Origin of the sequence: Streptomyces sp. NPDC002785, assembly GCF_040295565.1 — a bacterium.
In the GTDB taxonomy this organism is placed as follows: domain Bacteria; phylum Actinomycetota; class Actinomycetes; order Streptomycetales; family Streptomycetaceae; genus Streptomyces.
In genome coordinates, this window is record NZ_JBEOVN010000034.1 from 1 (window position 1) to 22,313 (window position 22,313).

Annotated in this window: 21 protein-coding genes and 1 pseudogene; 11 read left to right on the plus strand and 11 right to left on the minus strand. The window is 66.6% G+C overall.

Annotated features, from left to right (window positions below; all coding sequences use genetic code 11):
- Positions 1 to 87 precede the first annotated feature (87 nt).
- A complete protein-coding gene (locus ABTZ94_RS11565) occupies positions 88 to 315 on the minus strand; it encodes a hypothetical protein (RefSeq protein WP_351199928.1) in 228 nt (75 codons plus the stop codon).
- Positions 312 to 524 carry a helix-turn-helix domain-containing protein gene (locus tag ABTZ94_RS11570; RefSeq protein WP_351199930.1) on the minus strand — a complete coding sequence of 71 codons (213 nt, stop codon included), beginning with the start codon at positions 522 to 524 and terminating at the stop codon, positions 312 to 314. Before ABTZ94_RS11570 ends, ABTZ94_RS11565 begins: the two co-directional genes overlap by 4 nt.
- 339 nt (positions 525 to 863) lie before the next feature.
- Here ABTZ94_RS11570 and ABTZ94_RS11575 point away from each other — a divergent pair, with 339 nt between their 5' ends.
- The 5 genes from ABTZ94_RS11575 to ABTZ94_RS11595 all read left to right on the plus strand — a co-directional run bounded on the left by ABTZ94_RS11575 (position 864) and on the right by ABTZ94_RS11595 (position 5,832).
- The gene (locus ABTZ94_RS11575; RefSeq protein WP_351199932.1) at positions 864 to 1,280 is read left to right on the plus strand and encodes a helix-turn-helix domain-containing protein; all 417 of its coding nucleotides are present in this window, start codon (positions 864 to 866) and stop codon (positions 1,278 to 1,280) included.
- Between the two features lie 16 nt (positions 1,281 to 1,296).
- Positions 1,297 to 1,689, plus strand: coding sequence for a hypothetical protein (locus ABTZ94_RS11580; RefSeq protein ID WP_351199934.1), 393 nt, complete (start codon positions 1,297 to 1,299; stop codon positions 1,687 to 1,689).
- Entirely contained in the window at positions 1,686 to 3,308 is a 1,623-nt protein-coding gene (locus ABTZ94_RS11585) for a recombinase family protein (RefSeq protein WP_351199936.1), read from the plus strand. The genes ABTZ94_RS11580 and ABTZ94_RS11585 overlap by 4 nt, the downstream gene beginning before the upstream one ends.
- A gap of 498 nt (positions 3,309 to 3,806) precedes the next feature.
- A complete protein-coding gene (locus tag ABTZ94_RS11590) occupies positions 3,807 to 4,643 on the plus strand; it encodes a hypothetical protein (RefSeq protein WP_351199938.1) in 837 nt (278 codons plus the stop codon).
- 76 nt (positions 4,644 to 4,719) lie between these two features.
- Positions 4,720 to 5,832 (plus strand): XRE family transcriptional regulator, encoded by a 1,113-nt coding sequence (locus tag ABTZ94_RS11595; protein WP_351199940.1) that lies wholly within the window; start codon positions 4,720 to 4,722, stop codon positions 5,830 to 5,832.
- 170 nt (positions 5,833 to 6,002) lie between these two features.
- On the opposite strand, the gene ABTZ94_RS11600 is transcribed toward ABTZ94_RS11595, so the two are convergent.
- Both ABTZ94_RS11600 and ABTZ94_RS11605 read right to left on the minus strand, forming a co-directional pair.
- A complete protein-coding gene (locus ABTZ94_RS11600) occupies positions 6,003 to 6,164 on the minus strand; it encodes a hypothetical protein (protein ID WP_351199942.1) in 162 nt (53 codons plus the stop codon).
- Between the two features lie 41 nt (positions 6,165 to 6,205).
- A complete protein-coding gene (locus ABTZ94_RS11605; RefSeq protein ID WP_351199944.1) occupies positions 6,206 to 6,364 on the minus strand; it encodes a PmrA in 159 nt (52 codons plus the stop codon).
- A gap of 187 nt (positions 6,365 to 6,551) precedes the next feature.
- Here ABTZ94_RS11605 and ABTZ94_RS11610 point away from each other — a divergent pair, with 187 nt between their 5' ends.
- From ABTZ94_RS11610 to ABTZ94_RS11625, 4 genes are all read left to right on the plus strand, one after another.
- Positions 6,552 to 7,247: a HEAT repeat domain-containing protein gene (locus ABTZ94_RS11610; RefSeq protein ID WP_351199946.1), complete on the plus strand. Its 696-nt coding sequence runs from the start codon at positions 6,552 to 6,554 to the stop codon at positions 7,245 to 7,247.
- Between the two features lie 354 nt (positions 7,248 to 7,601).
- Complete coding sequence (locus ABTZ94_RS11615) at positions 7,602 to 8,732, plus strand: tyrosine-type recombinase/integrase (RefSeq protein ID WP_351199948.1); 1,131 nt, start codon at positions 7,602 to 7,604, stop codon at positions 8,730 to 8,732.
- The gene (locus ABTZ94_RS11620) at positions 8,732 to 9,058 is read left to right on the plus strand and encodes a helix-turn-helix domain-containing protein (RefSeq protein ID WP_351199950.1); all 327 of its coding nucleotides are present in this window, start codon (positions 8,732 to 8,734) and stop codon (positions 9,056 to 9,058) included. The genes ABTZ94_RS11615 and ABTZ94_RS11620 overlap by 1 nt, the downstream gene beginning before the upstream one ends.
- Complete coding sequence (locus ABTZ94_RS11625; RefSeq protein ID WP_351199952.1) at positions 9,055 to 10,518, plus strand: site-specific integrase; 1,464 nt, start codon at positions 9,055 to 9,057, stop codon at positions 10,516 to 10,518. The genes ABTZ94_RS11620 and ABTZ94_RS11625 overlap by 4 nt, the downstream gene beginning before the upstream one ends.
- 704 nt (positions 10,519 to 11,222) lie before the next feature.
- Here ABTZ94_RS11625 and ABTZ94_RS11630 read toward each other — a convergent pair.
- Positions 11,223 to 12,482: an IS701 family transposase gene (locus tag ABTZ94_RS11630; protein WP_351199954.1), complete on the minus strand. Its 1,260-nt coding sequence runs from the start codon at positions 12,480 to 12,482 to the stop codon at positions 11,223 to 11,225.
- A gap of 86 nt (positions 12,483 to 12,568) precedes the next feature.
- Entirely contained in the window at positions 12,569 to 12,724 is a 156-nt protein-coding gene (locus ABTZ94_RS11635; RefSeq protein ID WP_351199956.1) for a hypothetical protein, read from the minus strand.
- 136 nt (positions 12,725 to 12,860) lie between these two features.
- Between ABTZ94_RS11635 and ABTZ94_RS11640 the strand changes: the two genes are divergently transcribed.
- Together ABTZ94_RS11640 and ABTZ94_RS11645 are read left to right on the plus strand one after the other, a co-directional pair.
- Entirely contained in the window at positions 12,861 to 13,289 is a 429-nt protein-coding gene (locus tag ABTZ94_RS11640; RefSeq protein WP_351199958.1) for a hypothetical protein, read from the plus strand.
- 160 nt (positions 13,290 to 13,449) lie between these two features.
- On the plus strand, positions 13,450 to 16,050 hold the full coding sequence (locus ABTZ94_RS11645; protein ID WP_351199960.1) for a DEAD/DEAH box helicase family protein: 2,601 nt from the start codon (positions 13,450 to 13,452) through the stop codon (positions 16,048 to 16,050).
- Positions 16,051 to 16,080: 30 nt separating this feature from the next.
- Here the strand turns inward: ABTZ94_RS11645 and ABTZ94_RS37810 are convergent.
- The 5 genes and pseudogenes from ABTZ94_RS37810 to ABTZ94_RS11665 form a co-directional block, all read right to left on the minus strand.
- Positions 16,081 to 16,224, minus strand: a pseudogene (locus ABTZ94_RS37810) (hypothetical protein); the annotation flags it as partial.
- A gap of 50 nt (positions 16,225 to 16,274) precedes the next feature.
- Positions 16,275 to 16,694, minus strand: coding sequence for a hypothetical protein (locus ABTZ94_RS11650; protein WP_351199962.1), 420 nt, complete (start codon positions 16,692 to 16,694; stop codon positions 16,275 to 16,277).
- Positions 16,691 to 18,769 carry a hypothetical protein gene (locus ABTZ94_RS11655; RefSeq protein WP_351199964.1) on the minus strand — a complete coding sequence of 693 codons (2,079 nt, stop codon included), beginning with the start codon at positions 18,767 to 18,769 and terminating at the stop codon, positions 16,691 to 16,693. Before ABTZ94_RS11655 ends, ABTZ94_RS11650 begins: the two co-directional genes overlap by 4 nt.
- Positions 18,766 to 20,661, minus strand: coding sequence for a hypothetical protein (locus tag ABTZ94_RS11660; RefSeq protein WP_351199966.1), 1,896 nt, complete (start codon positions 20,659 to 20,661; stop codon positions 18,766 to 18,768). The genes ABTZ94_RS11655 and ABTZ94_RS11660 overlap by 4 nt, the downstream gene beginning before the upstream one ends.
- Positions 20,645 to 22,105, minus strand: a complete 1,461-nt coding sequence (locus tag ABTZ94_RS11665; RefSeq protein ID WP_351199968.1) for a tyrosine-type recombinase/integrase — start codon at positions 22,103 to 22,105, stop codon at positions 20,645 to 20,647. Before ABTZ94_RS11665 ends, ABTZ94_RS11660 begins: the two co-directional genes overlap by 17 nt.
- Positions 22,106 to 22,313: the final 208 nt, after the last annotated feature.

Below are 22,313 nucleotides of genomic sequence, written 5' to 3' on the forward strand. Positions count from 1 at the left end.
GAGTACGGTTCATGACGGGACCTCTCGTGCCGTGTACGGGGGTGTCTCTCGCCGCCCCGGTCGCACCCGGGGCGGCTTTTTCGTGGGTCAGGCGGCGTGAGCGGCCGGGGCCCTCGGCGTCGTGACCTGCTCGACGCGGGCCGCGCGGCGGAGCCGGCGCAGGGTCAGTTCGATTTCGTCGGCGCTCTGGAACGAGCCGACGGCGGCCTGCTCGGCGGCCTCCCGGATCGGCAGGGCGTCGCGGCGGGCCCGGGCGCGGTCGAGGACACGGCGCGCGTTGGCGGCGGCCTGCTCGCGGGTGATCACGGTGTTCATGCGGCGGCGTCCTCTCGCATCAGGGCGGCGGTGGTGAGTCCGTACGTCCGCTCGATCGCAGCGAGGCCGGACGGCCCGGGGGCGTTGCGGCCGGTGGCCCACCGGTAGACGGCGAGGTACGGCACGCCCATACGCCGCGCCATGTCGGCGGGCGTCTGGTCGCCCTTGGCCTGCGCGGCGGCGACCAGGGCGGCGGGGGCGAAAGACATGACGGTTCCTTTCACGACACGATCGGGGTCGATCTCTGTCGTGAAAGAAACGTACCAGAAGATTTCACACGTGAAATCGGTTCGCAGGGCAACCATTTTTGGGCATGCCGGGTCGCAGAATCGGGCGGAACCGCCCCGGACCTGGGCAGCGTCCTGTCGGACAGTGTTGATCTCGTTACGGGAGTGACAGGAAGGAAGCCCGGGCCCTATGCTCGGATCGAAGGTTTGTTCGAAGCGGAACGGGCCTGGCGTCGCTGCATGAAGGAACGGGGGAGGGGTGGACTATGCCAAAACCCGGTACCAGTCGTGCGGATCTTTCACGCGCGATATCTTTCACGCATGACACAAGATGCGCCGAAGCAGCACACGCCCGAAACCTTTGCCGCGTGGCTCCGAGAGATGATGACCAGGCTCGGATACCCGGAACGAGGCGGACAGAAGAAGTTCGCCCAAGACGCGGGCCTCAGTGCCCCGACCGTTTCGCGCCTCCTGCGCGCTGACGGGCTCCCAGACACGCGGACCCTCGAAGCGCTGGCGGTAGCCCTACGGGTCGGACTCCCGGAAATCCTGGTTCGGGCCGGCGTGGTCAAGCAGGAAGACCTCGCCAACCTGCGACCTATCAACCCCAACCCCATTACGTCGAGAGAGGCCGCGGCCGAACTCGGCATCACAAGTCCCGAAGGTATCGAGGCGTTCGAACGGATGGTGAACGGGCTTCGAGCAGTCGAGACGGACGAGCGCAGCGCCAACGGATAGCAAGGAGCCGCACCACATGCACATCACGCGCGATCAGGCCGCCGCAGCAGTCGCCTACGCCGTATTCGTCATCGGCCTTGTCCTGCTCGCGGTCGCGTCCGCCAAGGGCGACCGGCCACGCATGGCGGACATCGGCGCCGGCGTCGCCCTCGCGGGACTGCCGTTCGTGATCCTGGCCCGGGTGCGGCGCCAACACCACATGACCACAGAAGACAAGGAAGCCATCCGCCGAGAGGGTTACCGGCTTGGACTCGACCACGCCGCCCGTGGCCTGCTTATCCCCCCGCCGCAGCCGAGCGACGGCGCGAGCGCCACCCCCGGCGCCGCGACCGTGCACCGCCTGTACTCAGTACCGCAGGCCAACGACCGGACTGCGGAACACCACGGAGGGGAACGAAAGGCACGTTGAACGCCACAGCCATAGAAGAAGAGGAGTGGATCGCGTACCTACGCGTTTCCACATGGCGGGAGGACAAGATTTCCCTTGACCTCCAGCGCGCAGCAATACAGGCATGGGAGCGCCGAGACTCCCGGCGGCGCGTCGTCGAGTGGGTCGAGGATCCCGACGTATCCGGCCGCAACTTCAAGCGCAAGATCATGGGTTCCATTCGCCGCGTGGAGGGCGGCGGCATTCGCGGAATCGTCGTATGGAAGTTCTCCCGGTTCGGTCGCAACGACGTGGGTATCGCAGTCAACCTCGCCAGGGTCGAGCGCGCCGGCGGAGACCTCGCGTCGGCAACCGAGGACGTCGACGCCCGGACCGCAGTAGGACGGTTCAACCGACGTATCTTGTTCGACCTCGCCACGTTCGAGAGCGACCGGGCAGGCGAGCAGTGGAAGGAAACGCACCAGTGGCGCCGCGCGCACGGCCTACCGGCGACTGGCGGCAAGCGGCTCGGTTACATCTGGTATCCCCGGCGCATCCCTCACCCCACGTTGCGCGGTGAGTGGACGTTGCAGGAGGAGCGGTACGAGGTCGACGAAGCCGCGCGCGAGCACATCGAGACCCTGTTCGCGCGCAAGCTCGGCGACGGTCAGCCGCGCCCCGACGGGTACGGCCAACTCGCCGGGTGGCTGTCGAACCTGGGGTACCGCACTGCGGACGGCAACCCGTGGCGCGACGACAGCCTGCGGCGCTACATGCGCGGCGGATTCGCTGCCGGAATGCTACGAGTGCACGACCCGACTTGCCGGTGCGAGTACACGGCCAACGGGGGCAACTGCAAGCGATGGATCCATATTGACGGCGCGCACGAAGCGATCATCACACCGGAAGTGTGGGAACGGTTCGAGGCGCACGCCACGGAGCGACACACCATGGCGCCCCGGGTCCGAAACCCTTCGTACCCCCTTACCGGATTGGTGCGCTGCGGCGGTTGTCGTAAGGGTGCCGCCGCGACATCGGCCCGGCGTCGTGGCGGGCAGGTTCTCGGTTACGCGTATGCGTGCGGGCAGTCGCGGCACGCTCTGTGTGACAGCCCGGTATGGGTGCAGCGTGCTCTCGTCGAGGACGACGTGCACCTGTGGCTCGCCCGGGAAGTCGCCGCAGTGGTGGACGCGGCCCCGTCGTCACCCGTCGACCTGTCCGTCGACGACGACAGGAAGCAGGTCCGACTCGCACGTGACCGGGCACGTCTGGAGGCGGAGCACACCCGCATCACGGGCGCTCTGTCGAACCTCGCCGTAGACCGGGCCATGAACCCGGACGCTTTCACCGACGGTGTGTTCGAGCAGGCGCGCGACAAGCTGCTCGGACAGAAGAAGGCCGTGGCGGAGGCGCTCGAAGCTGCGTCCGTTGCCGAGGTTGCCCCGGACCGGTCCAAGCTCATCCCCATTGCGGCCGGCCTGCTGGCGGAATGGGACACGCTCGTCGCTGCGGAGAAGAACGCGATTCTTCGCTCTCTCATCCGGCGAGTCGTATGTACGCGCACCGCGCAGGGCGTGCGCGGCCTTGAGAACTCAGGCAAGACCAAGATCACGGTTCACGCCCTTTGGGATCCGGACCCGTGGGACGTCGACGCCGCCTAAAACCACGTCTTCACTGGACGTAGCCACTTGTTTTACAGGTCCCGTCCCTGGACGAGGCACCGGAATTCTCCATGCGCGCGCTGGACGCGCTGCGACAGCCAGGTTTCTCCAGACTTCGTCATGTCTCATGAGACATCGGGCGGTCAGACGGGCACGTTGGACGGCTGCGTCGCTCGCCGTGCATGCTCTGTCGGTGGACCGCGAAAAGATCATTTGGTGCGGTGTTTGGCTGGCGAGCGATGCGCGCGACCAACCTGTGTCAGGCCAAACCTCCGTGTTGTGCGAGGCCAGCGAACGCTAGGGTGGAGTCCGGTCTGCAGCGGATTCCACGGCGCTGGCCGTATCACCAAGCAGGACGCGAGGTATGAGTTCACCGATGTGAGGTCCTTGCCGCACCGCACCTTCCAGACGGCGCCCTCCGTCGCTTGATCAGAGGCGCAACATGCAGCTTGATTTGATTTTCACGCAGGAACGGCGGCCTTCTGCTATGTTCTCCACGTGGATATGACTCTGCGACAAGCCATGACAGACCTGCGCCGAGACGGCGTGCTTGGGATCGTTGAGGAAGTCACTCAGCAGGTCTATGAAACCAACGCTGACCGCTTCGAGCCCAAGTTCGGTGACGACGCAGGCACGTTTGGGCAGCAGACCTGGCGGAACATCGCCAACCTGGTTCATCTGCGCCTGGTGCAGGCTGGAATCCCGGCTCGCATCGTGGCGGGTGGAGCAGTCGAGATCACCAGTGGGCCGTGGGTGGTGCGCTTCTACAAGTTTCGCTTCACTACGTCTGACAAGGTCCCGGCGGCGCTGGAGAAGGTCCGCTGGGACGGAAGCGGTCCGCGGCTGCGTGGAGCTGTGGCCAACAGCTCCGCTGGCATTCAGCTCGCCCTGAGCGAGGCGTCCGAATGGGACTCGGCGTTTGCCCCGGCGATCACGCAGGGGCATGTCCGTATCATGCATACGGGCGACCCCGAGACTGGTGGCTGCGTCATCGAGCTGGGCCTTCCTCGAGACAACCGGGCGGGTGGGTCTCCTTGGCTCGATGGGACGGCGGAACTGCATAACGGCTTGCAGGTGTCACTGCCAGCCCCCAGAACACATGAGAAGACCGACGAGACCGAGGAAGTCGGTAAGGCCGCAACCTCCCCGGGACAGACCGGCACTTTGCGGCCGACCGGCACGGACGAGCAAGCACGCGACGATGAAGGGTTCCCGGAAGAAAGCGGTTCGAAGGAACAGCCGAACTTCACGGACCTCGACGAGTCCAAGATCAATCTGAAGCGTCGCCGGAAGAGTCCGGACGAGCAGCCGAAGACGCAAAACACAGAAGACTGAGACTCTAAAGATGTCCACGACGCACCATCGTCAGCGAGAGGCCGAGTTCGCATCACGCGCGTTCGACCCTCAATCCTTGACTACTGCACGGCAGTTGCGTGGCCTGCGTAAGAACGAATTGGCCAAGCAAGTGGGACTCACGCCTGCGGCAGTGAGCCAGTACGAACTTGCACAGAGTCGGCCGTCGGCTTCTGCCGTTGCTCAGCTTGCCATGGCGCTAGGCGTGCCGGCCGCTTTCTTCGCGAGCGGGCACCCCCACCCAGCCATGCCGAGCGCTGCCCACTTTCGCAGCCTCCGCGCAACCACTCAGCTTCAACGGGATCAAGCTCTAGCATTTGGGAAGATCGCTTGGCAGTTGGTGACTACGGTTGAGAAGTACGTCGAACTCCCGACCGTCGTACTGCCGCGACTGCCGATGCCTCCGGACCCGGCGCGCTCAGACGTTGCGTCCGCCGCTCAGGAAGCTCGTTCTGCCCTCGGCGTGCAGAGCGGCCCCGTGCCACACGTCACCCGACTCCTGGAAGCACACGGCGTCGTAGTCATGGAACTTCCGCCAGCCTCAGAACGGGTCGACGCCTTCTCTCATTGGTATGGCAGCCGACCGCTCATCTTCCGCAACCCTCTTAAAAATGACCTATCCCGTTCCCGCTTCGACGTCGCTCACGAAGTAGGGCACTTGATTATGCATCTAGATGCCGAACCAGGCAGCAGGATTGTAGAAAATCAGGCCCACGACTTCGCTGCCGAATTTTTGATGCCTCGCACCGAGATTGCCGATGAACTGCCCAGACGCCTCGACTGGGAGACGCTCTACTCCCTGAAACGTAGATGGGGCACCTCGCTAAAGGCTCTTGTTTACCGCGCGCACTCGATTGGCGTATTTCGCGACACTACCTACAAGAGAGCAATGATGACGCTCTCTCAACATGGAGACCCGGAACCCTGCGATCTCGGCCCGCGCGAATCCCCTGCGCTCCTTGAGTCGGCTGTTCGCCTATGCGAGGAAACCGGTGTGGCATTTACCGAAATCGTTGCACGATCCGGCCTGCCTGCCGAACTGGCCGACCAAGTGTACGCCACAGCCACAATGACGCGTCCTCGGATTAACCTAGGGCCTGCTTCTGACACCGAAGAACCACCCAGTTCCGCTGATAAGGCAACTGGATTCCTTCAACTTGTTGAAGGGTGAGTTAAGATGGCGGCCATTGCGCCACACGGGTGTTCGGACGTGCGTTACAAGGGGCCAGAGCAATTTCATTCGTCCCCGCTGACGGTCTCCCAACCCCGGAGCGGGGCGGGAGACCGTGACTTAATCCCGCGAGGAAACGGGATGTATCGGCCGTATGATAATGCCGGAATTTAGAAAAGCGCGAATTCGGCTCTGAGCGGGACCTGCTCGGCCAGGACGACGGAGAACTTCGCCAGAGCCTCGGCGTAGGCGCCCTCGAAGGGGTGCTGGTCTCGAAGGTGCCAGTGGGCAAAAGTCAGCCCCTTCAGGGGTGTGACCGAGATACGCGCCAAAGGGGCAACGGGATGATCTTGAAGCCCTGATCCGCTCGGACTTACGTGCGGCGGCGTGCAGCAGGGTCGCGTTCGGCAACGTGCCGGGCGACCGAGTCGACGCCGGGCCGTGCGTATCGCTCCAGGGAGCGGACGGAGGCGGGGCGGGAGCGGGCCAGCAGCATCAGGGTGGAGGTGCCGTCCTCGGCGTCGTGGGTCAAAGTGTTGTGGCGGAGCCGGTGGAGGGTCCAGCCGTCCAGGACCTCGATGTCCTCGGGTGAGGCGAGGGGTTGGCGAGCAGCCGGGTGTTCTCCTCGAAGATTTCCTCAGCGCGGCGGTAGGAGAGACAGTTTCGCCCCTGCTGACTGCAGGAGAGTGCAACTCATCGGAAACCTAAGGAAGTGCAGCATGGGAGTCGATGACGCCGAGGCAGCGACGGACGACGAGCTGTTCCAGAGAGCGCTGTTCGAGGTCAGCACGGAGGAGACAGACGACGACCCCCTTCCGGCGCTGGTGGCGTTGCATCACCGGCCGACCTCCCATGTTTTTGAACGCGCGGTTCGTCTGCTGGCACACGAATCGCCGGATGAGCGAGAGCTGGGAGCACGGATTCTGCGCGAGTTGGGCCACGACGATGGAACGGGTCACCGGCCGTTCACCACGAAGACCATCAAGGCCATCCTGGCGGAGATGCCCGACGAGCCGGACCCTTGGGTTCTGGGATGGATGATCTCCGCACTGGGTTACCACTATGCCCAGGAGGCCCTCGATCTGGTACTCAGTTACCAGGCGCACACAGCACAGCCCGTCCGGTTCTCGGTAGCTGACGCGCTTCCTGCGCTGGCCGACGAGGAACACACCGAGGCCAGAGTTGTCGAGGCTCTCCTGACGCTGTCCGAGGACGAGAACGACTCAGTGCGCTGGTATGCCTTGTATGCGCTGTTCAACGAGACGGTCGGAATCACCGACGCGCAAAAGACAGCGTGGGCTAACACTCTGACCGAAAGAGGCAGCACGGAACGACGTGCCGAGCTGCGCAAGATCGCTACAACCCTCGACGACCATGCTGATAGCACCTTGCGAAATGCTCTCGAACAGGCATAGCGCAGAAGCCTGACCAGAAGTCGCGACCACCACCAACGACACTGCGCCGAATGGGTGACGGGCGACGAGCACTCACGGCTTCAAGATCATCCCGTTGCCCCTTTGCCGCGTATCTCGGAACCGACGCGAATCGCATCTGATGCGAACTGGAGGCATGCTGCGCCGTGTTGGCCGGACGGGCATCGGGAAGCCGCTGATCAGTGGATAGAGGCCCCGCCGTATGCCTGCCCAGACGGTAGTCGAAGGGCCGGGGTCGTGTCGTTCTGCTTCACTCGATCGGATGGCTGACCTGCCGTTCCTCTCCGGGCTTCGCATCTGATGCGAGATTCTCGCGTCAGATGCGACCTACGGAGCGTGACGGATTTGGTGGGCAAGGACGGGACAGCACCGGGGGCCGTGCGGCTGCAGCTGGCCGACGGGGTGCCGCTGCTGCGGCCGGAGGAGCAGGTCTTCGAGGCGATGCTGGACGGCTGGCGCAACCAGCAACTGGCGCGGAACCTCGCGCTGTCGACCATCAACGGCCGTGAGCGGAAGGTGCGGGCATTCGCCACGCACGCGGACGCCTTCCCTTGGAACTGGTCCTCACCGCTGGCGGACGAGTGGTTCGGCGATCTTCGGGCGGTCCGTGGCTGCGTCCGCTCGACACTGCGCGGCTATCAGGAGGCGGTGCGGCTGTTCTGCGACTACGCCACCGACCCTGCTTATGACTGGGCGGCTGAGTGCGAGCGGCGGTTTGGCACCCATCCGATCCAGGTGTGTCACGAGTGGAACACCGCCGTGCACATGCAGGAGTGCGAGGCGGAGTCCCCGAAGCGGGCCTTCACCCGGGACGAGTTGCAGGCGTTTTTCGACCACGCCGACGACGAGGTGAGCCGGGTCCGCGGTCGCGGCCGCAAGGGCTGGCTGCCCGCCTTCCGCGACGCGATGCTGTTCAAGACCGCGTACGCCTACGGGCTGCGACGCAACGAGACGCGGATGCTGGACACCGCCGACTTCGGCCGCAACCCAGAAGGGGCGGAGTTCGGCGAGTACGGCGTCTGCTACGTCCGCCACGGCAAGGCCAAGAAGGGCTCGCCCCCAAAGCGCCGCAGCGTGCTGACCGTCTTCGACTGGTCGGCCGAGATCCTCGACCAGTGGGTCCGTGAGGTCAGGCCCGCCATGCGGCACGCGGACGGGCCCGCTCTGTGGCCGTCCGAACGCGGCCGGCGGGTCGGCTTGCAACGGCTGGACTCCCGCTTCGCCGCCTACCGCGACGACCTCGGCCTGGATGCGGTCCTGGACCTCCACTCGCTGCGAAGGTCGTACGTCACCCACCTGATCGAGGACGGCTGGGACCCGCTGTTCGTCCAGCAGCAGGCTGGGCACGACCACGCGTCCACCACCTCCATCTACACCTGCGTGTCCTCCGACTTCCGCACCCGCACCCTGCGGCGGGCCCTGGACGCCACCATCGAGGCCGCGCTCAAGCCCGCGAGGAGGGCCTGATGAAACGCCAGGTCAGCTACCAGTGGCGGTTGCGTGAGCGGATGGCCGCCGCCGGGATGTTCACCACCAGCGAGCTCGCCCCGCCGCTCGCCGAGCGCGGAATCAACCTCTCCCTCTCCCAGGTCCACCGACTGGTCACCGGCACCCCCGAGCGGCTGTCCCTGCCGGTGCTGGCCGCACTCTGCGACATCTTCGAGTGCACCCCGGCCGACCTGATCGCCACCAAGGCGGAGAACACCACCATCCGCAAGGTCGCCACCGGCGACGCGGTCGTCGACCTGTCGGCGGTCCGTCCCAAGCGGGCCCGCATCCGGCCCGAAGGATGAGCCGCACCCGCGTCCGCGCCGAGGACCTGTTCTGTGCGCGATGCCATCGGGCGGTGCGGCTGGGGACCCACCACTGGCCCGAGGGTTACCTCTGCTCGGGCTGTTTCACCCGGGCCCTGGAGACCTACGGGACCTGCACCGGCTGCGCCGTCGAACGGCTGACCCCGGGCCTCGCACCGGACGGCGGCAAGCTCTGCACCGACTGCGCCGGCGGCCTCGGCGACTTCACCTGTGAACGGTGCGGCCAGGAGGCACGGCGCTACCGCCGCGGAGTCTGCGGCCGATGCGTCCTGGCGGAGCGCCTCCACGAACTCCTCGACGACAGCACCGGCAGCATCCGGCCCGAACTCCTCCCGCTGTTCGACACGCTCCGGCAGATGAAACGTCCCTGGGGCGGGCTGACCTGGACCAGCCATCCCCACGTCCAGCGGAACCTGCGGGCTCTGGCTCGCGGCCAAGTCCCGCTCAGCCATGAGGGGTTGAGCCAGCTCACACCCTGGCGGTCGGTCGCCTACCTGCGCGATCTGCTCATGCAGAGCGGCGTCCTGCCACCGGCCGACCGTCAGTTGCTGCTGTTCCAGCGGTGGCTCGCCGAGAAGCTGCCGACCGTCAGCGAACCCGAGCACCGCAAGCTCCTGGAGCTCTTCGCCGCCTGGCACATCCAACGCCGTCTCCGCACCCTGGCCGGCCGTGGCCCGCTCACCGGCAAGCAGATCCAGCAGGCCCGAAGCGAGCTCCACCTCGCGATCGCCTTCCTCGGCCACCTCGCCGAGCGCGGACGGACCCTCGCCGATTGCACCCAGACCGATGTCGACACCTGGTACGCAGGCGGCTACACCGCCCGGCGCCTCACCCACGCCTTCCTCCGCTGGGCCATGCGCTCCAAGCAGATGCCCGCCGTCACCGTCCCCCACCGCTCGACGAGCAACCCCGCTCCGATCGCCCAGCATCAGCGGCTCGCGCTGCTGCGACAGCTCGTGACCCACGACGACGTCCCGCTCCAGGACCGCGTGGCTGCCATGCTCGTCCTCCTCTACGCGCAGCCGCTCACACGGATTGCACGGCTCGGCACCGACGACGTCCAGCACGAGGACGGCGAAGTCCTCGTCCGGCTCGGCGACCCGCCGTCACCCGTCCCGGCCCCGTTCGCCGGGATGCTGCTGGACTACCTGGGGCAGCGGCCGAACACCATGACCGCGACCAACCCCGACGCCCGATGGCTCTTCCCCGGCCGCCGGGCCGGACAGCCTATGACCCCGAGCACTCTGGAACTTCGGCTCCGCCACCTGGGCTTCCCGACCCAGCGAGGACGCACAGCGGCGATCCGCCACCTCGCCCTCCAGGCCCCGGCCCCGGTGGTCGCCCGGATGCTCGGCTACAACCACGACACCACAGCCCGCCTTGCCGAAGAGGCCGGAGGAACATGGCGCCACTATGTCCCCGGCGACCACTCACGGTGACCCCGAGCCCTCAGCAGACGAGGAATACGCGACAGCCGATTACGCGAGGTCGCCAGTTTCACACCCCCTTCAGCCCCTCCGGTTCTGCAAACCACGCAGCTGCAGTCCCGTGACCAGCTATTTCGGCCGACGGTCCGCAGCAATGGTGAGGCACTCAGGGGCGTCCGAGAGCCCGGAAGGTCCAGCCGGCTTCACGCCATGTGTCCGCTTTTTTGGGCCACCGAGTACGGGCCGGTGACGATGATAATCTCCGCCTCCTTCGCTCCCTCTGCGTCGCTATGACGTAGTTGACGTTCTGAAGGGCAGCGCCGTTGGAGGTGCCGGCCACCCGCGGGCGGTCGCTCTACTTGCTATCGGACCCGGCATAGATCAGCGCCTCACCGGTCCAGGTGCTGTGGTCAGCATCGCGGCCGTCGTAGCTGAGCTGGAACGTGAGGCGGGCGCCGCTCCTAGCCCTTCAGTCGTAGATCAGTGTCGTCGCTGTAGTTTGCCCGGTCCTGTTCGGCGGGGGCCGCGGAGTGCCGGGGGCGGCTGAGCGGCTGTGGTTGCGTCGACGGTGACAGGCACGGGCGAGGGCCTGGTGGCAGCGGCGCCAGCGTGACCAGTGCAGTCCGTGCCGGATCCGCTCCTTCGGTGCGGGCTGAGGGGCCATCACCTCAAGGAGTCGACGGACCTCGTAGGCGGTATAGGCGATCGGGGCGGTGTCATCGAGGCTGGTGGGACCACGGAATTCCCCCTCTCTGCCCCGGTGGCCCGCCGGGCCGGGGAGTGGCCTGTTCGCGTGCTGCGGCGGCCTGGGCGACCAGAAAGGCGGCGGCCAGTTGCGCCAGGGTGATGTGCCGGTACCAGCCGTGGAAGGAGCGCACCTCGTAGTCGGCCATCCCGGCCGCCGACTTGGCCAGCTTGATCGCCTCCTCCACCCGCCAGCGCGCTCCGGGCACCAGAACCAGCTCCTGCACCTCGGTCTCCTGCGGGCCCCAGGCCAGGTAGTAATCCCGCTTGTCGGGTTCGGTCGGGCGGCGGCGGACGATCACCCACCGGGCCCAGGCCCCTTCCCCGACCTCCGAGTCGGGGTCCGGGATGCGGCGCACCCACCACTGCCAGGCACGGGACTCCAGTTGGCTCGGGCCGGCCGCGAGTTCGACCCAGTCCTGATCGCCCGCGACGCGTTCGACCAGGCGGGCCAGGTGCCGCCAGCCCGGGCGCGGCAGCACCGTCTGGTCGGCCGGCACGTTGACGGCGTACGGCAGGCGGTTCCGCTCCAGGAAAGCGCGAAAGGCCCCGTCGCGGCCGTAGACCTCGTCTGCGGCCACCCACACCCGCCCGGTCGGGAGGTCGGGCAGGATCCGGTCGATCATCCGCTCGGCCAGCCTGGGCTTGGTGGCAAAGCCCAGCTCATCAGGGATGTGTGCAGCCCGACAGCGCGCCCGGTCCTCACACCACTCCTTGGGCAGGTACAACTCCCGGTCCACCAGCGCCTGCCCGGCCCCGGTCGCCCAGGCAGCCATCACGCCGACCTGGCAGGGGAAGACCCCTCCCAACGTGCCGGTGTACTGCCGGGCCACCCCGGCCGAGGACCGGCCCTTCTTCGCGAACCCGGTCTCATCGACCACCAGCACCCCGCACCCGTCCGGTCCGGCCCCCACCCCGCCGTCCGCCAGCGAGGCGATGACGTAGCGGCGCACGAAGTCCCGCAGCCCGTCCGCGTCCCACCGAGCCCGGTCCAGCAGGTGCTGCTGCCCCCACGGCGTCAGCTCCCCGCTGTACTCCGACAGTTGCCAGCCGTTCTTGCGGGACAGGGGAGCCAGCAACCCGCGGATGCACGCCCCAGCACGGTGCCGTAAATCTGCTCGCGGGAAGACCCCGCCGACCTCCAGCAGCAGCAACTCCAGCTGGTCAGAGAACTCTTCAGCCCGCTCCTGGTCCGTGACCAGCAGCGGCACGTCCAACAACTGTGCCTGCATGTCTGCCAGTTACCCGCCCCAGCTGATCGACGAACTGCAGCACACATGCTGATCTACGACTGAAGGGCTAGGCGGCGCCAGGAGCGTCAGGCCGAATCCGGCGCCGTCCTTGGACGTCGTTTCCTTGTGGCGACGATCATCGCGGTGAACATGCAGGCGCCGCCCGCGGAGACGTAGTGGCCGGAGCCGGACGTGCCGTCTGCGCCGCCGACGTTGCTGGGCCTCGGGGTCCACTGGGTCATGACAAGGTCCTCCTGAATCGCAACCCCCTGCGGGTGTGGCAGGTACGCGCACTGTGAGGGGTCCCGCCGCGTACAGCGTGCGGCGGAGGCGTTGATCAGGCCGCCGCGGTCGCGCCGTTCCGATAAATTGCCGGGTATGACTAGCCGGTTCGACGCCCAGTTCGGCGGCACCCTGCACTCTGCGCGCGAGATCCTGCCGGAGAGTTCCGTGCTCCGCCTGGAGGACAAACTTCGCCAAATCCACGCCGAGCGGCCCGATCTGGGTGTCCAGGAGGTCGTGAGCATGGCCTTGGACGTCTTTCAAGGAGACGCGATTGATGCCCGGATCTCCATGGAGGAAGCCGGTAAGCGGGTCGATGAAGCGGCTGCCACCGAAGCTGCCTACTCGGCGGCCATGCAACGCATCGCAGAGCGCTCGGGCGACTTGGACGCTCTCGAAGCCCAGTTCCCCGGGCGGGCCACAATGGCCGAGGTGCTCGCCTGCGTTGGCATCTCGTGGGCCGACCTCGGGCTGAGCGAACAGGACGGCATCTTCGTCGAAGAACTTCGCCGAGGCATGGAGTAAGACGGCGCCGTGAACCCTGCTCGACAACGGAGGCGGCCTCGGGCATGCGCCCCGTTTGGTGACCAGATGATTCCAACGCCCAGCCCTTGAACGGGAAATGGAGCATCCGAGTCACCGCCCAGCACCGTAGTGTTCTCACCTCACGAGCGAGGAGCGAGCGGTGGCATACGCAGCGAAGCCGGACTTCGAACAGAATCTCGCAGATTTCGGATCGGCGAGGTTCACTGAGCTTCGGCCTGGTCAGCGCCAAGTCCTAGCGACATACGCGGAGCAGCACCTCGACACTAGAGACCTGGCCATTGAAATGCCCACCGGCGAGGGCAAGACACTGCTGGCGTTGCTGATCGCCGATCATGCCCTCTCACGCGGGTGGTCAGTGGCCTACCTGACCGGCACCCGGCAACTCGCCGAGCGGGTTGAAGAGGAAGCCGAAGTACTGGGACTGGATGTCGTCCGCTTTGCCTCAAGGGATTACGGCGGCGCCAAACTCGACGACTACCACCAGGCCCAGGCCGTCGGTGTGATGAACTACTGGGTCTACTTCAACAGCAGCCCCATCCCGAAGCCCGCCGACCTGGTCATCTTCGATGACGCCCATCTCGCCGAGCAGCCCCTCAGCGGGCTGCAGACCTTGCGCATCCCCGACAAGCTTGGTCCCGCTCGCCAGCTCTACCAGACGATCTGCGAGCTGGTGGTGGCGCACACCGACGCATATCCCGGCCTGCGGGCGATGCTCGACGGCACTGCCCAGCCCGGCACTCCACCCGAACTGCTGTCCTTCCGGGACTGGGACGCGATCGCAGGTCCGACGCGTGACGCAATTGAGGCGTCACCACTCGTCACGGAACACGAGCGCAAGGACGAGGTGCGGTACGTCTGGCCCACCGTCCGCGACCACCTCACCCAATGCGGCATCCTCATCGGTCCCTCTGGCATCGAGATCCGCCCGTACCATCCTCCGACTGCCCTCAACACCCAGTACAGCCGAGCCAAGCAGCGCATCTACCTGTCGGCCACGCTTGGCTCGATGGACGACCTCCAGCGGCGAGTCGGTGGCGAGCCGATCACCCGCCTGACTACCGCCACGCCGCTGCCGTCTGGCGCGACGGGCGAGCGACTGTTGGTACTTAACCCCAGCGCCGAGCACCCCTTCGGCCCGAACGTCCTCGGCTGGGCCCTCGCCCAAACCTATGCGGCCGGCGGCCGAGCAGCCTGGTTGTGTGCCAGCCACGCGGAGGCCGACACCCTTCAGGAGACCCTCAGGGCCTCCGGGCAGCAGGTCTACCGTCTTCGTCCCGGCGATGACTCGATGGTCGAGACCTGGAGCGGCGTCGCAAGCGGCCACCTGATCACTGCAGGCCGGTACGACGGGCTCGACCTCGCGGGCGACCTCTGCAGGTTGGTCATCATCACCACGGTCCCGCAGGCCAGCAGCGAGTTCGAACGGTTTGTCGTTGCCTACCTTGGCGACGCCAGCTTCATGCGCCACCGCGTCGGCCAACGAGTCACCCAGGCGCTGGGCCGCGCCAACCGCGAACAGACTGACCGCTCCCTCTACCTCGGACTGGACCCGAGCTTCGCCCAGATGCTTGCCGACCCGGCAGTCCGTAAGTCGATTCCCGCAGGCACCGAACCCACCGTCCGCGCTGCCCTGGAGATCTATGATCAAGGCTGGGAGGGCTCCCTGCGGGCCTGCGCCAGCTTCTGGCAACCAGCAGCCCAGCCCTCCGCAGTTGCCGAAGCCGCCGCCCAAACGGGTCCTCGTCGCAGGCCCCGGCCTGGCCGTAACGCCGGCGGGAACAGCGACGTCTCCAGCGCCGACGCCGAGGTCTCCGCAGCGACCGACCTCTGGCTCGGCGACCACGCGAGAGCGGCCCAGAAAGCGGGCGAAGCAGCCACCCAACTCGCCATGGCCGGAGAAACCGAGCACGCAGCGTTCTGGCGCTACGTGGAGGCCCACGCCCACTTCGACCGAGGGCGCCCTCAAGACCGAGTCGCCGCGCGCACAGCTCTGGAGGACGCCATCGCCGGTGGGCCCCGGACCACCTGGTTCCGCCGCCTGGCACGCACCGTCGCCGACCTGGAAGGCTACAAACACACTGCTGATGACACCGACCGGTTCTTCCTCGTGTGGGACGAGTGGCGGCGTGAAGCAGGTGTTCGACTCGACCGTGTCCTGACCGAAGGGCGCGCCCTGCTCAACGGTAGCCACGATCAGCAATGCGAAGGATTGACCAGACTTGCCCGCCTCGTAGGTGCCATCGGCGAACGCCCTCCGAGGAAGGAACAGAGTGCTACGGACTGTCGCTGGACGTGGTCCACGGTCAAGCGGGCCGAGCGCCGCGTTTGGGAGGTCAAGACCGTCCCAGAGGGTGAGCCCCATCCGCTCAACCGCGGCGACGTGAACCAGCTGCTCGGGCAAATCGAGGTCGAGACCAGGCGCTCTGCGAAGACCCGCATCTTCGGCTGCTTGCTCACCCCGGCGACCACCACCCAGGACGACGCAGCCGAAGCGGCTCACGACAAGATCGTGCTGGTCAACCACGGCGCGGCGGTGAGGCTCTACGACGTGCTGGCCGACCGGCTCCGCCAGTACGACGCACTCTGCGGTGGCAACAACGCTGAAGCGCGTGGTGCAGCCCGTACGAAGATCGAATCGCTCTTGCCACAAGAAGACCGCTGGCTGGGCAAGCTGCTCGCTCCCTCGCGTGGGCGACTCATCACTGCAGATGACGTAGGCGCCATCTTCCCGTCGACGTGAAGGTCCCCCCGCGAGTCGGACAGCGGGTGTTTACGCTGCCGGGGCGAGGTTCTGCCTGAGCAGGGATCTCGTTTCGAGCGGGGTGACGTATCCGTGGTCGGGGTGCCGGCGGAGCCGGCTGCGGTTGTATTCGACCTCGATATACCGGAAGACGTCGGCCCGGGCGGCCTCGCGGGTCTCCCAGACGGTCGTCCTTGACGTGTCTCATGAGACACACCGGTGGTTCACTCGCGGGCGGCGTGGGACCGGCCGAGGGGAATGATCGTGGCGGTCCGGTTCGCCTGCTGTTCCCGCAAGGCCGCGGTCTCCGCGAGGAGGGTCGCGATCACCGTTGCGGCGGCGTCGACTTGATCTTGTAGGTGGCGGCACTCCTGACGGCTTTCGCGGAGCTTTTTGCGGGCCTCGGCTAGTTCGTCCAGGTGTTGGCGGCGTTGGGCTTCTGCAGGGGACTCGGAAACATGGTTGTCCCACTCGGCAAGGACCGTGGTGGCACGGTTCATCGTGGCGCGGCTGACGCCAGCCTCGCGCCAGAGATTGTTCTTGGTGAGCTTGCCGTCGGTGCGCTGAGGTGTTCCTGCGAATAGCCGTGCCATGGCTTCGCGCAGCGTCTGCTCGGTCTTTGGCGAGACGGTCGGGGCGGTCACTGGCTGGCCTTCTTGATCACGAGGTCGGTGTCGCGGAGCTGTTCGGCGAGGCTGGCCCGGTGGTTCGGCGCGATCGTGTCTGATTCGAGCAGTCTGGCCAGAGATGATCGCTCAGCCTTCCAGATGGGCAAGTGCTCCGGGCCGATCATGCTGTTGCCGCATCGAGAGGGGCGGCAGCGCTCGTTAAGCGGCCCCCGGTGTCCGGGAGGGATCACGGTGTCCTCAAGACACTTCGCGCCCTCGGGGTCGTCGTCGTTCATGGTGCAGTGGTTGAGCTTGCCGAAGCGGATCGAGAAACGGGTGCGGCGGAGCAGTCCGTGTTCAACGCGAATGTCGCCGCGTCGGGCCTGACCGGTCTCGCGGAGCTGTTCAGCCTTCTTGCGGACGGCGGCGAATGCCTCGCGCATGCGGTCGGCGCCAGGCCCGAAGCCGATAGTCTCGCCCCGGCTGTCGGCGTCGAACAGTTCCCGCAGCCGCTCAAAGCGTCGCTCGGCGAGGGCCTCGTCGAAATACTCCGCCCAGCGTGGATCCTTCGCCATGTAGCCCTGGGTGGTGCGGTTGGCCAGGGCCCGGGTGGCGGCGTGCTTGAGCTGCATGCCGACCGCGATCTCCGAGCCGGGGAAGTCGTGAGTGAGCATGGCCATGGTCCTGCGGAACATGTGCGGGGTGACGTTTTCGACCGGGATCTCGTCCAAGCCGGTGAGGTGGCGGGTGCGGTTAACCCTGGCGATGAAGTCGGTGATCGCCTGCTTGCTCTCGAACATCTCGCCCGCGCAGTTCGGCCGGACGCCGGCGAAGGCAAGCTCGTCGTGCATGGACAACTGGGTGGCCGTGTCGATGGCCGTGGCTGCAGGTCGGATGAGCCACCAGTACTTGGCGGGCAGGTCCGCGTCGCCCTTGCGCTTGATCGACTTCACCGCCGGGGTGCCGAAGTACTCAACGACGGACCCCTTGAGGACCTCGCGGATTTCGCTGTCGCGCATCATCGAGACCGCCGCAACGAAGATGTAGCAGGCATTGCGCAGAGCGACGCATTCGATCCACAGGTCTCGTGGCTGCAGGGCTGCGTGCCAGGGGCCGCGGCTGCCGTCCGGGCGGTCCACTTCGGTAAGGAATCCAAGACCGGGCTGGGTGCGGCCCTCGGCGACGAGTTGCTCGACCTTCGCCCGACGGGCGAGGCCGGTGGATGAGGCGGCCTTGAAGAATTGCTGCTTATTCGGCCAGAAGTCGATCATGTGGCTCAGCAAGGACCAGTTGATCACTCCCTGGGACGTCCCGGTGCGATGTAGAGGGACGCGGTTGTCCGGGTTGCTCAGCCAGCGCGCAAAGAGGTGTTCGGCTTCGGGGACGCTCATCCGGCGGGCACGGGCGTGTACCGACTGCCAGTAGGCGCGGGCCCGGAGAATGTCCGGGCCGAACACGCTGATGTAGGTCCAGGCCGCACGGAGCAGTGGGAACCAGACCTCGGGTGCGATCGCGCGAGTCTTGAGCTGGTCGGTCTCGGGGAGTTCAAGAACCTGGGCGGCGGCAAGGCCCGGCCATGGGTCGCGTCGGAGCCCACCGCAGGCCAGGGCGCCACGGAACTGGTGCAGGGCCTTGATGAGTACGACGTGATCGACGGCGCTGCTGACTTCGGTGACTTCGCAGCGGTAGTCGATGTAGGCCTTGAAGTCGGCGTCACTCCATTCGGTGATGTCCGCAGGCAGTCCGTGCTCGGTCTTGAACGTCGTCATGGACCGCAGGTAGCCGACGCGGAGGCGGACGGTACTGACGGTCAGTGAGTCGGCCGGCAGGTGGATGCCGCGGGCCAGGATGGCGGGGTGGCGCGGGTTGAACCAGATCATGGCCAGCTCGCGTGCCATGAGGTTCCACTCCGGGCTCATCCCGTGCAGAAGAACCCGCATGTTCGCCTTGCCCTGGTTCGCAGGCCGTTTGAGTACGCCGTTGAAGTCCAAGCGGTCGATGGTGCTGAACAGCGGCGATTGGCCGCCGTCCAACAGCGGTTGGGACTGAATCACCGGCTCGTCGTCACGGAAGATCGAGCTGCGTTGCGGCAGGGGCTGGGGGCCGGTCATGCGTCGAACTCCACGTGTGAGGCGAGCGGAAGCTGCAAGGTGAGACCGTCGTCGGTGATCTGCTGACGAGCCAGGGCGATCTCGGCGTCGGTGCGGGCGTCGATCGCCGCGCGGACGTTGACGCGGCTCTGCCCCCAGAGTGCGTGGAAGTGCGCCGGTGACAGCCGCAGCTGGAGCTGTTCCAGATGGGCGGCGAACAGCAGCAGCTGGGGCAGGTTGGAAGGCAGGATGAATGCGTTGCGGCATTCCAGGCAGCGGGTCGGCGCGACCGGACAGAGCTGCCCGGTCCGCCCGTAGGGCGAGTCGAAGGGGTTCTTGCAGCTGGAAACCCCCATGTCGAGCTGGCCGGCCCGTAGCCGTTCGACATCATCAGCGGACAGCCCCAAGCTGGCAGCAGATCCCGGCTCCTGGAGCGACTGTTCGGCTTCCGTACTCAGGACGACCGGGCCGTTCAGGGCCCGGTCGAACCAGCGCTGCTGGGCGGTGGTGATGACGTTGCCCGCGATTACCCGCAAGGTGGTGCCGTGCGCGTAGTGGTTGTGGAAGGTCTCCACGGAGTGGTCATCGGCGATGTCGCTGACCCGGCCCTTGAAGGCGATGGCCTTCTCGACCTTGCCGGACTTGCGCATCCGTCGGATGTCGACCAGCCCAGACACTGACACATTGTGGTCGGCCATCCAGCTGGTGAGCGTCGCCTCCTGCATGCATCCGTCGAACGGTCGGATGGTCAGGGAGTAGGTCGAGATGGCGCCCTTGAGGAACAGCGGGACGGGGGTGATAGCGGCCCGCTCGGCCAGCGGCCGGGTCAGGCCCAGCAGCCCCTGGATGATCTCGGCGGCGTCCAGGCGGGGCTTGCTGGGGTGCAGGACGGCAGCGGTGTTCTGGAGGCTGAAGGCCTGGCGCATCTCGGCGCGGGCCCGCCCCTTGGAGAAGTCGATCATCACACTGCGGGGGCCGAATTCGACATCGTCCTCGTTGAGCGCGGATACCTCTTCGGAGGCCCGCCCGGTCGCGGCCATCAGCAAGATTCGGTAGCTGTGCAGGTCGAGGTTATGGGGGTAGAGCTGGCGGACGAGATAGCGCAGCAGCCGCCGCTTGCCCACGTTCATCGGGGTATCGGCCGGCAGCAGATCATGCAGGGCCGACGGCATGTCCGCCCACCGCGGCAGGCGTTCGGCGATCTCCTCGCACGACCAGGCGTCGTGGAAGATCGCCCAGAGCAGGTTGGCCGGGACGAACCAGCCACCGTCGGCCGGGTCCGTCCCGCTCTCGGCCAGGGCCCGCCCGTTGCGAATCCTCGTCTCGGTCGCGAGCCGGTCGGCCCAGGCCGCCCGGACGAGTTTCTGCTTGTCCGGGCGGGTGAACTCATCGAGCTCCTCGGTCTGGCCGCGGCGCAAGCCGAGCGAGCCCGTGACCCAGCCGTGCAGATAACCGGCGACCTTGCGGTCCGGATGCTCGATGCGTCGGGCGATCAGGGACCGCAGCCGGCCCGCGCTCCAGCCCGGCTCCCGCGACCCCGTCTTGTAGCGCGACGGCAACAGCCGCAGCCACTCGGTCACCGCGAAATGCATATCCGGCTCGCCCAGGGCCAGCGACGCTTTCGCCGCCCGGGGAACGGTGGCGTCGACGTGCTCACAGAAAGCGACCACCGTCCGGCGGTAACCGCGGACCCCGCCGAGGGAGAACGTGGCCGATGTCATCAACTCCAACCATTCGTCTGCGAGTTCGGCGGCCACGGTGGTGCAGGTGAAGGACTGCGGGTCGATCGAGACGACTGCCTTGTCCCCGTTGCCCTCCGCGGCGACCACCTCACGGATCCCGATCCGTCCGGGCTCGGGCGCCCGGGGCTTCGGCGCGGGAAAACTCTTCTTGTACTCACCCCTGCGAGGCATGGCCGTGCTCCTCAAGATCCAGCAGATGACGGGCGATGGTGACGTAGGAGGCGCCGCCGGCGGCCGTCCACTCACGGAAGGCGTCGTCGACCTCCCGCATCGGGTCCTTCAGGTAGCGGATGTACCGGTAGGTCGTGGATGGCCGGGCGTGACCGAGCCTGCGCTGAACTGTCAGCAGAGGGTTGCCGACCATGTGGTCCAGCAGCGTCGACATCGGAAGTTCCTGAGCTTGGATGTCGTTGAGGGCCTCGCGCGTGAGGAAGATCAGCAGTCGCAGGGCGAACGTGTGACGTAGGTCGTGGTAGAGCCAGCACTGGCGCGGCAGTTGCGGGGCGGCCTCCTCGGCGGCCCACATCTGCATCCGGTCCCAGGCCCGCCAGCGGACCCGGTCCCAGCCGGAGAAGGTGAGCATCCGCCCGCCCCGGCCGATGAACACCGCCAGCGGGTCCAGGCCGTCGCCGGTCTCCAGCACGGCGATGCGGCGCAGGTCCGGGGCCATGTCCTTGATCGAGCGGACGACCGTGCGGCCCTCCAGAATCCCGCGGACCTTTGTGCCGTCGGCCTCCAGACGCTGGACCACGAACAGGTCCCGATGGCGGCGCCGCAGCGTGCGTTGTGCCCTGGCCACGATCTCCGGACGCTCGATCAGCAGGTAAGGGTCGAGCAGTTCCATCGGGTCCCTCGGGACGTAGACCGTGCGCGGCCGCTTGTACTTTGCGCAGGCAGCGAGCTCGACGTCCGCCGTCGGAGGCCGCTGCCCGTTCTCCAGACCGAGCTCGGGCAGCAGCAGCGTGGCCCACTCCTGAATCCGCATCCCGGTCATCAGCGCGAGCTCACTGGAGGCTCGGTTGCGGTGCGGCCACCAGCCCCCGAACGACTCGTCCAAACTGGCGTCCGGCGTCAGACCGCCGAACCCCACGTCCCGCAGGAACAGGTACTGCTCAAGCTCCATGTGGCGAACACGCAGGTCACGACTGATCCCGCTGCCCAGCGACTCCCGCTTCCCAGCCGAGCGCCAGGGCCGATGTGCGATATAGCCCTTGTCCTTTAAGAATTTGTAGAAGGTGCCGATCGCTGCCGAGTCACGGTCAAACGACACCTCCTCGACCGTCTCCTCGGCCTGCTCGAGTCGCCACAGACGGAACTCCTTGATGTCCGTCTCCGTGACCGACAGCAGGTCCAGGCCCCGGGCCATGAGGAAGTGGAGCAGCGTCAAGAGCGTGTACGCGTACGACCTCATCGTCTTCGCGTCCATGCGGTCCAGAGCCATCGACCGGAACCACGTCGACAACGGCTCCACCGGGCGCATCGCCCCGTCGAGCAAGACCGGCGTACCGGCCGGAAGGCGCCGACGCTCAAACAGCTCGGCCAGTTCGGCGTACGGCAAGCCGGCCACCTCTCCGACCTTCCACACCTTCCGCTTGTTCGTGAAGTACAGCTGCACTCACCACTCCGACCACCGATGTCCATCCCGAAGGACCTGCCGATCGGCTAACCAGACAGTCACTCAAATGGCTACGGGCGGGCTGGAGGAGTCACTCAGATGAGACACATTCAGAGTGTCTGGAGAACCGCTGGAGTCGGGGCATGTGGTGGTGGCACGCAGCGCCGGAGTGGTGCGGCTGCCCGCCAGATTTCTTATGGTCCTGTCT